This window comes from Phycisphaerales bacterium AB-hyl4, from assembly GCA_041821185.1.
In the GTDB taxonomy this organism is placed as follows: Bacteria; Planctomycetota; Phycisphaerae; order Phycisphaerales; family Phycisphaeraceae; genus Natronomicrosphaera; species Natronomicrosphaera hydrolytica.
In genome coordinates, this window is the sequence record JBGUBD010000005.1 from 368,003 (window position 1) to 381,436 (window position 13,434).

Here is a 13,434-nt window from a genome sequence, read left to right on the forward strand (position 1 = left end):
GGACCCGCGCGATCGGCGGGTCGGCTCTGGTACCATGTCGCCATGCCGATCCGTAAGCTGCCGCCACTGCTGGTCAACCAGATCGCCGCCGGCGAGGTCATCGAACGCCCCGCCTCGGTCGTCAAAGAGCTGGTCGAAAACAGCCTCGACGCCGGCGCAACGCGCATCGACGTGACTGTCGACGACGGCGGGCGCGAGCTGATCCGCATCGCCGACGACGGCAACGGCATCCCCGCGGACGAGTTGCCGTTGGCCCTCGCGGCCCACGCGACGAGCAAGCTGCACTCGGCCGAGCAACTGGCCGCCATCGACACGCTGGGCTTTCGCGGCGAGGCGCTCGCGTCGATCGCCAGTGTCAGCCGTATGCGCATCACCACCCGCGCCCGCGACGAGCAGGGCCAACTCGCCGAGGCCGCCGCAACCATCGAAGCCAGCGGCGACCAGCTCAGCGACCCCGCTCCCGCCGCCGGTGCGCCGGGGACAACCATCGAAATCCGCGACCTGTTTTTCAATACGCCCGCCCGCCGCAAGTTCCTGCGTACCGCCTCGACCGAGTTCGGCCACATCAACGAGCTGATCCAACGCCTCGCGATGGTGCATCACGCGGTCGCCTTCAGCCTGACCCACAACGGCCGCAAGTCGCTCGACCTGTCCGCCGAGCGCGAACGCGCCCGGCGATGCGTCGCAGTGCTCGGCAAAGACCTCGAAGAGGGCTTGCTCGCCTTCGAGCACGTCGACACGCCCGAGCGCGGCGGCATGCAGGTGTGGGGCCTGGCCGGCATGCCCTCGCTCGCCCGCGCGACGGGCAAGTTTCAATACCTCTGCGTCAACGGCCGACCCGTGCGCGACCGCCAGCTCACCCATGCCGTGCGCGAAGCCTATCGCGGACTCGTCCCGCCGGACCGCCACCCCGTTGCGGTGGTGTTCGTGCACATGGACCCGGCCGAGGTGGACGTGAACGTGCACCCGGCCAAGGCAGAGGTCCGCTTCCGCAACCCCAGTGCCGTGCACGGCCTCGTGCTCGCCGCGATCCGACAACGCCTGCTCGCTGCCGACCTCACCCCCAGCGCCCGCATGGCTGAGCGATCGTCGCCGTTCAACCTTCGCCCCTCAGCCGAGCCATCCCAGCCCTCACTGCTCGACACGCCAACACAAGACCAGACGCTCCCCCAAACCGACGCCCCCTCATTTAGCCGCGGGCCTTGGCCCGCGCGCTCCCCCACCGACATCAGCTCGCCCACGCCCGCCGGCCAGCCCACCGACCGACCGCAGCCCCACCCCAGTGGCGCCGGCGGGTTGTCCAGCGATGAGTTCGTCAATTATTTCCGTCGCATGGACCCAACGCAAAAAGGTTTCGTCTACCAGCAGGTGAAGCAGGCACTGGCCGAGGAGTCGCCCAACGCCTTCGCGAACGACGCCGACGACGCAAACGATGCCTCCCCCAAGCCCCAAGCCTCAAGCCTCAAGCCCATCAACATCCTCCAGGTGCACGAAAGCTACGTCGTCACGCAGGACGACGAAGGCCTGCTCATCGTCGACCAGCACGCGCTGCACGAGCGGGTGATGTTCGAGCAGCTTCGCCAGCGCGTGCTCGGGGAAGGGCGCATCCTTGAAAGCCAGCGCATGCTCATGCCGGCCGTGCTCCGGGCGAGCGCGAAACGGCAGGCGCTGCTGGAAGAGCTTGGCCCGCTGCTGGCCCGCATCGGCGTGGAGGTGGAGCCGATGGGCTCGAACGCGGTGGGCGTGCAGGCGTTTCCGTCGTTTTTGTTTGATCGTGGTGTCGAGCCGATCGAGTTTCTCGACGAGCTGCTCGACAAGGCGGAAGAAGGCGAAATCGAAGTCAGTGGCGCGACGGTGGACGAAGGCGTGCTGCACGAAGTGCTCGACATGATGGCGTGCAAGGCGGCAGTGAAGGCGGGCGACCGCATGAGCGAAGCCGAGCTTGAATCGCTGCTGCAGCAGCGCGATCGCATCGAGCGGTCGAGCAACTGCCCCCACGGCCGACCGACCACGCTCCGCCTGAGCCTCCGCGACCTCGCGAAACAGTTCGGCCGTAGTGGGTAGCACAGGGGTTTAACGCCAAGACGCCAAGACGCCAAGTCGCCAGGACGCCAAGGAAAAGGCAAAGAAGCGAAAAGCTTCATAACAGAGACATATGGGAAGATAAAAAGTTTTCTTTCAGCCGTACTCTGTGCCTCGGTGTCTCTAGGGTTTAGCCGGTCTTTTTCTTCTTGGCGTCTTGGCGTCTTGGCGACTTGGCGTAATACTCTCCGCTACCCCGCGAAACGCTTTGACTTACTGCATCATCCCTTCTAGCGTTCTTTGCCGCGATCTTCTTGCCGGGAACCGATCATGACCAGCCATCCCACGCCCGCCACGCTTGGCCAACTCAAGCAGACGCCATATCGCTATCGCAGCGTCAAGCAGGAACTGCGCGAAAACCTCGTCCGCCGACTCCAGTCCGGCGACGACGTCTTCCCCGGTATCCTCGGCTACAAGCACACCGTGCAGCCGCAGGTCGTCCACGCCATCCTCTCCCGACATGACATGCTCTTCCTCGGCCTGCGCGGACAAGCCAAGACGCGCATGCTCCGACTGCTGCCCGATCTGCTCGACGAATGGCTGCCGATCATCGACGGCATCGAAATCCCCGACGACCCGATCCAGCCTATGACCAGCATGGGCAAACGCCTCATCCGCGAGCAAGGCGACGACACGCCCGTCCGCTGGCTGCACCGCAGCGACCGCTATCACGAAAAGCTCGCCACGCCCGACGTGACCATCGCTGACCTCATCGGCGAAATCGACATCGTCAAGCACGCTGAGGGCCGCTACCTCTCCGACGAGAGCACGATGCACTTCGGCCTGATCCCGCGCACCAACCGCGGCATCTTCGCCGTCAACGAACTGCCCGACCTCTCGCCCCGCATTCAGGTCGGCCTGTTCAACGTTCTCGAAGAACGCGACGTGCAGATCCGTGGCTACCCCGTCCGCCTGAACCTCGACGTCTGCCTCGTCTTCAGCGCCAACCCCGAAGACTACACCAACCGCGGCCGTATCGTCACGCCCCTGAAAGACCGCATCGGCAGCGTCATCCGCACCCACTACCCGCACACCACCGACGAGGCCATGCAGATCACGCGCGGCAACGCCTGGCTGCAACGCGAAAACGAGCCCGACGAAGCCGCCGCCCTGCCCAAGGTCGACGTGCCCGACCTCATGCTCCGCATCGTTGAGGAAGCCGTCGCCCAGGCGCGCAAGAGCCCGCACATCAACCAGGCCTCGGGCGTCAGCGTGCGGACGAGCATTGCCTGCATTGAAAACCTCGTCAGTTCCGCCGAGCGCCGCGGGCTGATCACCGGCGAGCCCCGCGTCGTCCCGCGCGTCTGCGATCTCCAGCACATCCTCGCCAGCACGCGCGGCAAGATCGAGCTCATGCTCGCAGACGATGGCGACGCCACCGAGGACAAGCTTGTCACCTCCCTCGTCGGTGAAGCGGTCAAAGCCATCTTCGATCAGGTCGCCGACGTCGACGAATACGAAGCCATCGTCGAGCCGTTCGAGGAAGGCCTCAAGCTTACCGTCGGCGACGAAGTCTCCGCAGCCGAGCAGATCGCGAGCATGAAGCACGTCAAAGGTCTGCTCCCCGCGACGACCAAGCTGGCCAAGAAGCTCGGCCTCGATGAAAAGGACGAGCAACTGCTCGCCTGCGCCGGCGAGTTTCTGCTCGAAGCGCTCTACGTGCACAACCGCCTGAGCAAGCACGGCGGCCCGGGCGAAAGCCGATACAGCCGATGACCCAGCCGCCGCCCGCTACGCAGTATCGCACCACACGGCCGCGCTTTTTTGCTCGCCCGAACCGGCTGCCCTGCCTATGCTGATGAAGCGGTCGGCCGTCGCCCTCCGTCATCACAACCCCGAAGGGCAGCCGCCATGCTTATTACCGTCCTACTGATCGTCCTGGCCATTCTGCTCCCCCCGGTGGCCGCATTTTTGATGGTGGGCTTCGGCCTGCACTTCTGGCTGAACATCCTGCTAACGCTGCTGTTCATCATCCCCGGCGAAATCCACGCCATCTACCTCGTTGTCACCCGCCACGGCGGCCAGGCCAAGCCCTGACCCTCGCCACGCCGGGCCCAGCCCCCGCGCGACGCCGGTTCCGTCCTGTTTGACAGCCCCGCTGCAACAGGTATTTTCAATCAAACCCAGCACGGAGGTCGTCGGTCGCCCACCCCCGCTCATGTCGGCGTAGGGCGATGTCTGGAGGGACGTGCTGCACGGTGAGCGGGAGCTCAAAACCGTGTGGTGCTCCCGACCAAACTTTCTTGACGAAAGGACGATCCTCCCATGCCAGAACAGCCTAAACGCATCCTCCTCACCACCACGTCCTACCAGGACACGCCCGGCAAGCATCACGAGCTGCTCAAACAGTCGGGCCACGAAGTCGTCCGCGCCCGCGGACCGCTGCCCGAAAATGAAATGCTCAAACTGGTGACCTCCGACGGCGGCTTCGACGGCCTGCTGCACGGCGACGACGCCATCACCCGCAAGGTCATCGAAGCCGCGCTGCCCCGACTGCAATGCCTCTCCAAATACGGCATCGGCCTCGACTCGGTCGACGTCACCGCCGCGACCGACCTGAAAGTGCCCGTGCTCTTCACCCCGGGCGTCAACCACACGACCGTCGCCGAGCACACCTTCGGGCTGATGATCGCCCTCGCCAAGCATTTCATCCCCGAAGTCAACCACGTCAAAGCGGGCAACTGGAAGCGCATCACCGGCAGCGAACTGGCGAACAAGACGATCGCCATCCTCGGCCTCGGCCGGATCGGCAAGGAAGTCGCCAAGCGCGCCCGCGCGTTCGATATGAACGTCATCGCCTACGACGTGTACTGGGACGAGGAATTCGTCAAGCAGTACGACGTTCGCAAGTGTGACACCGCCGACCAGGCCGCCCGCGAGGCCGACGTCGTCAGCATGCACATGAACCTCACCGAAGAAAACCGCCACTTCATCAACAAAGACCGCATCGCCACGATGAAAGACGGCGCGATGATCATCAACTGCTCGCGCGGCGGACTGGTCAACGAAGCCGACGTCGCCGAGGCGTGCAAGTCCGGCAAGCTGCTCGGCTACGGCACGGACGTGCTCGACAAGGAACCGATGCAGACGCCGCATCCGTTCCAGACCATCGACAACATCATCGTCACCCCGCACATCGGCTCGCGCACGTTTGAAAGCGTCGAACGCCAGGCGGTCATGGCGACCGAAAACCTGCTCCGCCTGCTCAACGGTGAAAAGCCGCTTGCGCAAGCAAATCAGTTTTAAACATCGATTTCGATACGCCCATTTAGCCGCGGGCCTTGGCCCGCGATCTTCGGCAAACCACCATACAACCCAGCGCGGGGCAAGCCCCGCGGCTAAATTTCAGAGGAAGAAAACATCATGGCAAACGCAGACATCGGACTCATCGGCCTGGCCGTCATGGGCCAGAACCTCGTGCTCAACATTGCGGACCACGGCTACAACGTCGCCGTCTACAACCGCACCACCGCGAAGATGACCGACTTCATCGAGCGGGCCCAAAAAGAAGAGCCCAGCCGTGATCGACTCATCGGCTGCGAAAAGCTCGAAGACTTCGTCAAGGCCATCAAGCGCCCGCGCAAGATCATCATCCTCGTCCAGGCCGGCAAGCCCACCGACGCGGTGATCGACGGCCTCGTGCCGCTGCTGGAAAAAGGCGACATTATCGTCGACGGCGGCAACGCGCTGTGGACCGATACCATCCGCCGTGAAAAAGACCTCAAAGCCAAGGGCCTCTACTTCATCGGCTCGGGCGTGTCCGGTGGCGAAGTGGGCGCACGCTTCGGCCCGTCCATGATGCCCGGCGGCGACCCGGAAGCCTGGCAACACCTCGAACCGATCTGGAAAGCCGTCTCCGCCAAGGTCGACCCCGAATCGGGCAAGCCTTACGAAGACTACCAGCCCGGCAAGCCGATCACCGAAGGCGAGCCCTGCACCGCCCACATCGGCGCCAACGGCGCGGGCCATTACGTCAAGATGGTGCACAACGGCATCGAATACATCGACATGCAGCTGATCTGCGAAGCCTACCAGCTCATGAAGACGCTGCTGGGCCTCGACGCCGGCGAGATGAGCGAAGTGTTCGGCAGCTGGAACGAAGGCGACCTCGACTCGTTCCTCATCGAAATCACCACCGACATTCTCCAGCAGCGCGACCCGGCCGACCCGAGCAAGTTCCTCGTCGACGCGGTGCTCGACACCGCTGGGCAAAAGGGCACGGGCAAGTGGACGTCCACCAACGCGCTGGACATGGGCATCCCCGCCAACGCGATCGCCGAGGCCGTGTTCGCCCGCTGCCTCTCGGCGTTGAAGGAAGAACGCGTCGGCGCGTCGAAGGTCCTGCAAGGCCCGGCCCCGGAATACAAGGATGACAAGAAAGAGCTGATCGACGCGATCCGCGACGCCCTCTACTGCTCCAAGATCTGCGCCTACGCCCAGGGCTTCCAGCTCATGCGCGAAGCTCAGAAGGAATACGACTGGAAGCTGGACTTCGGCCACATCGCCAAGATCTGGCGCGGCGGCTGCATCATCCGTGCCCGCTTCCTCCAGAAAATCACCGACGCGTACGCCCGCGACCCGAAGCTGGTCAACCTCATGCTCGACCCGTACTTCAAAGACGCGCTGCACAACGCCCAGGCCAACTGGCGAAAGGTCGTCGCCATCGCCGCGACCAATGGTGTCTCGGCCCCGGCGTTCATGTCGGCGCTGGCCTACTACGACGGCTACCGCAGCGACCGCCTGCCCGCCAACCTGCTCCAGGCCCAGCGCGATTACTTCGGCGCTCACACCTTCGAGCGCGTCGACCAGCCACGCGGCAAGTTCTTCCACGTTGACTGGCCCGACAAGGCTCGCCCGCAGGTCGAAGCGTAAGCTTCACTGACATTGTCACGCCACAAATAAAGCCCACGGATGGCCATCCGTGGGCTTTATTATTTGTTAAACGGTGATCTTTTGATCTTTCCCAGCGATCGCCTTACGCCGTGAGAGCGACCGCCTCGGCGGACTCCACCGGCTCGGTGATCAGCTTCGCGAGGTACTCCGGCTCGTTGCGGGCGGTCCACATCTTGAACGTTTCGTCCTCATCAACGCGGTCAGCCATGTACGCATCGACCAGCGCTTTGAGGGCGAGGTGGATCTTGTCGCCTTCGACCTTCTTCGCGATGACTTCGCCGAACTGCGGCGTTTCGCCGAGCGTCGCGCCGAGCAGCACGTTGTAGCCGTCGACCTTGAGCGGCTTGCCGTTCTCATCCTTTTCGCCCTTGATCACCACCGGAATGCCGGTGAGGCCGATGTCGGCGATCTGGTATTGCGAGCACGCGTTCGGGCAGCCGGTGAACGAGATCATGATCGGTACGTCGATCTCCGTATTCTCCTCCAGCCACTTGAGCACTCGGCCGGCGCGGTGCTTGGTTTCCACCACCGCCAGGTTGCAGAACTCGCTGCCCGTGCAACTCACCAGACTGTCGCGCAGCGAGTGCGCCACGGGCGGCAGGCCGACGTTGTCGAGTTCTTTGGTCAGCTTCTCGACGTTGGCTTCGGGGATGTCGAGGAAGATGACGTTTTGCTTGCTGGTGAGGCGGATGCGTTTTTCGCCTTCGCCGTATTGCTCAGCGAGGCGGGCAATGTCCGTCATGTTCTTCGCCGTCCATCGGCCGCGCTCGATGGGCACGCCGACGTAGTAGTTGCCATCCTTCTGCTTGCCGATGCCCATGTGGTCGCTGTGCACGGCAGGGGGGTGCTGGAGGCTGTCGTCATGCTCCAGTTTGTAGCCGAGGATTTCTTCGACCTTGTCGCGGGTCCACTGCCAGCCCTGGTCAGCGACGAGGAACTTGAGTCGGGCGCGGGTGCGTTTTTCGCGGTAGCCGTGGTCTCGGAAGAGGGCGCAGACGGCTTTGGCGACTTCGACGACCTGTTCGGGCTTGACGAAGACGCGCAGCGGTTGGCCGTAGTGTGGGGTGGACGAGAGTCCGCCGCCGACGAGCAGGCCGTAGCCGACTTCGCCGTTTTCGCGCTTGACGCCGTAGAACCCGAAGTCGTTGATCTGGGGCTGGTGGCAGTGGAGCTTGCAGCCGCCGATCGAGGGCTTGAACTTGCGTGGCAGGTTCGAGAACTCGGTTTTCCCTTCGACGAAGGCGTTCTGGATATCAACGGCGTGTTGTGCCGAGTCGATGATTTCGTCTTCGAGCACGCCGGCGAGCGGGCAGCCGACGATGTTCCGTGGGACGTCGCCGCAGGCGAACTGGCTGGTCATGCCGATGGCCCAGAGCTTTTCGAAGATGGGCTTGAGGTCTTCGGTGGTGAGCCAGTGCAGCTGAATGGTCTGGCGGGTGGTGATATCGCCGAAGCCGCGGGCGTACTTGTCGGTCAGCTCGGCGATGGCGTTCAGCTCGGCGGGGTTGAGCTGTCCACCGGGGATTTTGATGCGGAGCATGAAGTGGCCGACGTTGGGCTTCTGGCGGTAGACGCCCCACCACTTGAAGCGGTTGGCGACGTCGTCTTCGCTGATGGCGTCGTAGTCGCCGGCTTCGGAGTGGGCGATGAGGTCTTTGAGGACGTCATAGCCGTCTTTGGCTTTTTTGAGCTCTTCGACCTTGTTGACACGTTTGACGGTGGCCATGGGGACCTCGCTTTGTTGCGATTTCGACACCCGCGTCGGCTGCGTCTGGACGTCAGCGACGGGTGCGTGGGGCTGATGTTGCGGTTGCGTTGAGACTCGATCTCAACAGAAGGCATCGCGCAATGCTGAATATGCCACTATAGCGGCTGGGGCGGCGGATAGGCAAGGGGTGGTCGCGGGAGACGTGGGGGGAGGGGGGTGGGGCTTGGGGGAGGTGTCCCGAAAGGCAGAGCGACTCAAGCCTCAAGCCCCATCCGCGTCCGCTTCGCCCGCGAGGGCTTCGATGCGCTCGCGGGGGCTGCCGATGGCGGTTAGGCGGAGGCCGAAGTTTTCGCCGATTTTCACCGCATTGCCCGTCCCGATCGGCTTGGTGGTCACCAGCAGGTCCAGCTCCTCGTCGGCGTGCTTGTCCAGCTCGACGATCGCGCCGGGCCCGAGGGCGAGCACGTCGCTGAGTGACAGCTTCCGGTGGCCGATGCGGACAATCACCGGCACGCGAAGCTTGAGGATGGTCTGAACGTCAGGCTTGCTCACAATTCACCTTATCGGCACGGCGACGCGGTCGGCTGCAACAGCGGATGAATGTCACGGCGGCGATTTACGTCAGGTCACTGATTTACGCCAAGTCGCCAAGCCGCCAAGACGCCAGGAAGAAAAAGACAGAAGGCAGATAAATAGAAACCGCAGATTGACGCAGATGAACGCGGAGGGGAGAAAATTTCAACTCTTATCCGCGCACATCTGCGTTCATCCGCGATTTCAAACCTCTTCCTCCTGCCTTGTCTTTGGCATCTTGGCGTCTTGGCGTTAGTTCCCAAGACCGTCAGCCACGCTCATCCGCGGCCCCCGCCGCTTTGCCGAACGCTTTTTCCGCGAGGTCGACCGCTTTGGCCAGCGCCGCCGCCTTGTTGACCGTCTCCTGGTGTTCGGCGTCCGGGTCGCTGTCCGCGACGATGCCGCCGCCGGCTTGCAGGTGCACCCGCCACGCGCCGTCGACCTTGCCTGGCAGCACGACCATCGTTCGCAGCGCGATGGCCATATCCATATTCCCCGCGAAGTCGGCGTAGCCCACCGCGCCGGCGTAGGGGCCACGCTTCCACGGCTCCAACTCATCAATAATCTGCATCGCCCGCACCTTCGGCGCACCGCTCACCGTGCCCACCGGCAGGCTCACCTGCAACGCATCCCAGCAACTGAGTCCTTCGCGAAGCCTGCCTGTCACCGTGCTCGAAAGATGCATCACATGGCTGTACCGCTCAACCGCCATCACCTCCGGCAGCTTCACCGAGCCGGGCTCACACACCCGCCCCACATCGTTCCGCCCGAGGTCGACGAGCATGATGTGCTCCGCCCGGTCCTTCGGATCGTCGACCAGCTCGCGCTCCATCGCTGCGTCTTCCGCCGCGTCGCGCCCGCGACGGCGCGTGCCCGCCAGCGGCCGATTCGTCACTTCCCGCCCGTCCACCCGGCAGAGAATCTCCGGGCTCGACCCCACGAGCATGCCGCCTTCGATCTGAAGGTAGAACATGTAAGGCGACGGGTTCACCACGCGCAGCGCCCGGTACACGTCAAACGGGTCGGCCGACGTCGCCAACTCGAACCGCTGACTGGGCACGACCTGGAAGATATCGCCCGCCGCGACGTATTCCTTCGCCTTGAGCACGGCCTGCTGGTAGCCGCCTTCGCCCATCGTGCTCACGGGCAACGTCGGCGGCGGCGCTGCGAGGTCAACATGACCGGTGGGCAACTCGCCTTCGCTGTCTTGTGAGGGGTCGGCCTCCGCGGCGGCCTTCTGTCGGCGGGGCGTGACCAGGCAGTGCACCAGCGCATCAAGCTGTTTTTCGCCCGCTGCGTACGCAGCTTCGAGCGAGTCGTGTTCGTCGGTGAGCACGTGCGTGATAACCAGCAGCGTCTTTTGCACGTGGTCGAACGCGATCACGTCGTGGTAGAGCTGAAAGTGCATGTCCGGCAGACCGCGGTCGTCGGCGGGCGGCGAAGGTAGCTTTTCGCCTTCGAGATAGCGGACCGTGTCGTAGCCGGCGTAGCCCACCCAGCCGCCGGTGAAATCGGGCAGGCCCGGCACGCGGGCGAGCGTCCAGTCGCGGGTCAGGCGGTCCATTTCGCGCAATGGGTCCGCCGAGTCGTACTGCTTGTTGCGGCTCGGCTGACGGTGATCGCGATAGGTGACGCGTTTGTCGTGGGCGAGCAACTCGGCAATGGGGCGAGCGCCGAGGTAGCTGTAGCGAGCGGAGTGCTCGCCGCCCACGACGGATTCGAGCAGGAAGCTGGGCGCGTGGCGGTCATCGCCGGAGACGAACCGCCGGTACGCCAGCACGGGCGAAAGCTGGTCGGCGAACAGTCGGCGATAGACGGGCACGAGGTTGCCCCCACCTTCGTCGGCCGACGAAGACGCGAGTCGCTTGAAGCTCTGAAAATCGGGAAGGCTGCGGGGCATGAGGGTCGAATTTGGAATTTCGGATTTCGGATTTGGAATTTGCCGGATGGGACGAACAGGCGTGGTGGTACGTTCACAGCCAGATTCGAAATCCGAAATTCCAAATTCGAAATTCCAAACTCACTCCAGGGGTTCGGATTCGATGGAGGCTGCTTCGCCTCGCTGTTTTTTCTCGACGTATTTTTTGACCCATGTTTCCCAGCTTTTGCCTGCTGCGGGGTCGCGGCCGGTGAATTCGAGGCTGGCGATCTCGTCGCAGGCGACTTCCATCCGCTCGCCGGGCTTGTCCTCGGGCATGAGGCGGACGATGGCCTTGCCCGCCTTCGTTCGGCGGTCGAACACGTAGCCGACGTACGTCTGGCCGGCGTGGGTCTGGATCGTGACATCGCCGCGGTAGTCGACGGCCTCGGCCATCGCCGCGTCGCGCTGCTCGGCGGAACTGAGGGCGAAGGCGCGCCCTTCCAGCGATTTTCCGCCATCTTCGGGTTTGGGTGACTCGCTCATGGGCGATAGTCTATAGGAACCGGTTTCTGGTTTCTCGTTTCTGGTTTTTCATTCCGGCCGACCAGAAACCAGAAATGAAAAACCTCGGACGCCCGGCCTCCGTATGGACCTTCAATATGAACATTGACACCTTCCTCGCGCATTACCACATCAAAGAGAACCCGTTCGGCGCTGAAGAGGCTCGGCATGACCCGGTCTTCGAACGGCTGGCGGAGACGGCGGCGAAGCACCCGGACTTTCCCAAGATCCTCGGCCGGGTGGATCGGCCCGGCACGGCGGTCGCGTTCGGCGAAAAAGGCAGCGGCAAGACCGCCATGCGCCTGCTCATCGGCCGAAACGTCGACGAACACAATCGCAAGGAGCCCGAGTCGCGCGTCCTCGTCGTGCCTTACGACGACTTCAACCCCGTGATCGACAACCTCGTCCGCCAGACCGGCCGGGACGAGGCGGAGGCGCTGGCGAACATTCGCCTGGCGGACCACCAGGATGCGATCCTCTCGCTGGCGGTCACGCAACTCAACGACTCGTTGCTGGGTGAAGCCACGCGTGACGAAGAGCCGGTGCACCTGCCCAACAGCGATCCGCGTGAGCTGAAAAAATTTATCCGCAAGCTCCCGCCGCAGACGCGGACCGATTGGGGTTTGCTGTCCGCGTTGTACGACGAGCCGCGTGCGGGCACGTTGAGCGGGCGTTGGCAGAAAGTGCGTACGAAGCTTCGGCTGGGCGGCGGGCTGCCGATGGGCCTGCCGTTGCACGCCGCGGGCGTCGCGGCGGTGGTGGCGGTGGCGTTGGGGGTGTGGATGGCTGTCGAGCCGACGACGCCGAACTGGCTGCCGATCGCGGTGGGGGTGGCGATCGCGGCGGCGGTGCTGCTGGGCGGCTACTGGTTGTGGCGGCATAGCCAGTCGTGGTTTTTGGCGCGCCAGGTTCGGCAGGACATGCCATCGGTGCGTCGGACCGCCGGCGAGCTGCGGCAGATGTTCGCGGACCTGGGGACGGGCGTCGTATCGCGTCAGCCGCTGCCTCGGCCGGAGGGGGCGACGGATGTGCGGTATCAGATGACGCGTCGGCTGCTGGACGTGCTGGGCGAGCTGAATTACGTGGGCATCATCGTGCTGATCGACCGTGTGGACGAGCCGAGCGCGATCAGCGGCAACCCCGACCGGATGAAGGCGTTGATCTGGCCGACGTTTGACAACAAGTTCCTCCAGCAGGAGCGGGTGGGCATCAAGCTGCTGCTGCCGATTGAGCTGAGGCATATTCTGCATCGCGAGACGGCGGCCTTTTTCCAGGAGGCCCGGCTGGACAAGCAGAACCTGGTCGATCGCCTGACGTGGTCGGGAGCAACTTTGTATGACCTGTGCTCGACGCGTTTGCGTGCATGTCGGCCGGACGACGCTGGGCCGATTTCGCTGACCGACCTGTTCGCCGACGATGTGACCAGTGAGATGCTGGTGGATGCGTTGGATCAGATGCACCAGCCGCGCGATGCGTTCAAGTTCATGTACTCGGTGTTGCAGGAGCACTGCCGAACCGTGCCGGAGGACGAGGCGAACTATGAGGTTCCGCGTTTGACACTGGAATCGGTTCGTCGATCGCAGTCGCAGCGCGTGCAGGAGTTGTATCGCGGCTTGACGCCTGCTTGATTGGGTTGCCCGATCAATTTGCGACGTATTTGACCGTCACGAAACAATCATACACCTCATGCCCCATAGCCCCACGCGGGAGCGTGGGGTTTGGTGCATTATGGCGCGAACCCTCCGCTTCCGCGGAG

10 protein-coding genes are annotated in these 13,434 nt (G+C 63.8%); 6 read left to right on the plus strand and 4 right to left on the minus strand.

Annotated features, from left to right (window positions below):
* The first annotated feature begins 42 nt into the window (after positions 1–42).
* The 5 genes from mutL to gndA all read left to right on the plus strand — a co-directional run bounded on the left by mutL (position 43) and on the right by gndA (position 6,954).
* On the plus strand, positions 43–2,064 hold the full coding sequence (gene mutL / locus ACERK3_10300; GenBank protein ID MFA9478687.1) for a DNA mismatch repair endonuclease MutL: 2,022 nt from the start codon (positions 43–45) through the stop codon (positions 2,062–2,064).
* A 288-nt stretch (positions 2,065–2,352) separates the two neighbouring features.
* Positions 2,353–3,798: a sigma 54-interacting transcriptional regulator gene (locus tag ACERK3_10305; protein MFA9478688.1), complete on the plus strand. Its 1,446-nt coding sequence runs from the start codon at positions 2,353–2,355 to the stop codon at positions 3,796–3,798.
* A 135-nt stretch (positions 3,799–3,933) separates the two neighbouring features.
* On the plus strand, positions 3,934–4,119 hold the full coding sequence (locus ACERK3_10310) for a YqaE/Pmp3 family membrane protein (protein MFA9478689.1): 186 nt from the start codon (positions 3,934–3,936) through the stop codon (positions 4,117–4,119).
* A gap of 228 nt (positions 4,120–4,347) precedes the next feature.
* On the plus strand, positions 4,348–5,328 hold the full coding sequence (locus ACERK3_10315; protein MFA9478690.1) for a phosphoglycerate dehydrogenase: 981 nt from the start codon (positions 4,348–4,350) through the stop codon (positions 5,326–5,328).
* Positions 5,329–5,445: 117 nt separating this feature from the next.
* Positions 5,446–6,954 carry an NADP-dependent phosphogluconate dehydrogenase gene (gndA, locus tag ACERK3_10320; protein MFA9478691.1) on the plus strand — a complete coding sequence of 503 codons (1,509 nt, stop codon included), beginning with the start codon at positions 5,446–5,448 and terminating at the stop codon, positions 6,952–6,954.
* A 103-nt stretch (positions 6,955–7,057) separates the two neighbouring features.
* On the opposite strand, the gene ACERK3_10325 is transcribed toward gndA, so the two are convergent.
* From ACERK3_10325 to ACERK3_10340, 4 genes are all read right to left on the minus strand, one after another.
* On the minus strand, positions 7,058–8,701 hold the full coding sequence (locus ACERK3_10325) for a nitrite/sulfite reductase (GenBank protein MFA9478692.1): 1,644 nt from the start codon (positions 8,699–8,701) through the stop codon (positions 7,058–7,060).
* Between the two features lie 243 nt (positions 8,702–8,944).
* Positions 8,945–9,235 (minus strand): FliM/FliN family flagellar motor switch protein, encoded by a 291-nt coding sequence (locus ACERK3_10330; GenBank protein ID MFA9478693.1) that lies wholly within the window; start codon positions 9,233–9,235, stop codon positions 8,945–8,947.
* A gap of 289 nt (positions 9,236–9,524) precedes the next feature.
* On the minus strand, positions 9,525–11,156 hold the full coding sequence (trpE, locus tag ACERK3_10335) for an anthranilate synthase component I (protein ID MFA9478694.1): 1,632 nt from the start codon (positions 11,154–11,156) through the stop codon (positions 9,525–9,527).
* Between the two features lie 120 nt (positions 11,157–11,276).
* Positions 11,277–11,660, minus strand: coding sequence for a hypothetical protein (locus tag ACERK3_10340; GenBank protein ID MFA9478695.1), 384 nt, complete (start codon positions 11,658–11,660; stop codon positions 11,277–11,279).
* Between the two features lie 116 nt (positions 11,661–11,776).
* Here ACERK3_10340 and ACERK3_10345 point away from each other — a divergent pair, with 116 nt between their 5' ends.
* On the plus strand, positions 11,777–13,306 hold the full coding sequence (locus tag ACERK3_10345) for a hypothetical protein (protein ID MFA9478696.1): 1,530 nt from the start codon (positions 11,777–11,779) through the stop codon (positions 13,304–13,306).
* Positions 13,307–13,434: the final 128 nt, after the last annotated feature.

Coding starts and splice junctions, on each gene's coding strand:
- mutL (MFA9478687.1), top strand. CDS start 43: ATGCCGATCCGTAAGCTGCCGCCACTGCTGGTCAACCAGATCGCCGCC.
- ACERK3_10305 (MFA9478688.1), top strand. CDS start 2,353: ATGACCAGCCATCCCACGCCCGCCACGCTTGGCCAACTCAAGCAGACG.
- ACERK3_10310 (MFA9478689.1), top strand. CDS start 3,934: ATGCTTATTACCGTCCTACTGATCGTCCTGGCCATTCTGCTCCCCCCG.
- ACERK3_10315 (MFA9478690.1), top strand. CDS start 4,348: ATGCCAGAACAGCCTAAACGCATCCTCCTCACCACCACGTCCTACCAG.
- gndA (MFA9478691.1), top strand. CDS start 5,446: ATGGCAAACGCAGACATCGGACTCATCGGCCTGGCCGTCATGGGCCAG.
- ACERK3_10325 (MFA9478692.1), bottom strand. CDS start 8,701: ATGGCCACCGTCAAACGTGTCAACAAGGTCGAAGAGCTCAAAAAAGCC.
- trpE (MFA9478694.1), bottom strand. CDS start 11,156: ATGCCCCGCAGCCTTCCCGATTTTCAGAGCTTCAAGCGACTCGCGTCT.
- ACERK3_10340 (MFA9478695.1), bottom strand. CDS start 11,660: ATGAGCGAGTCACCCAAACCCGAAGATGGCGGAAAATCGCTGGAAGGG.
- ACERK3_10345 (MFA9478696.1), top strand. CDS start 11,777: ATGAACATTGACACCTTCCTCGCGCATTACCACATCAAAGAGAACCCG.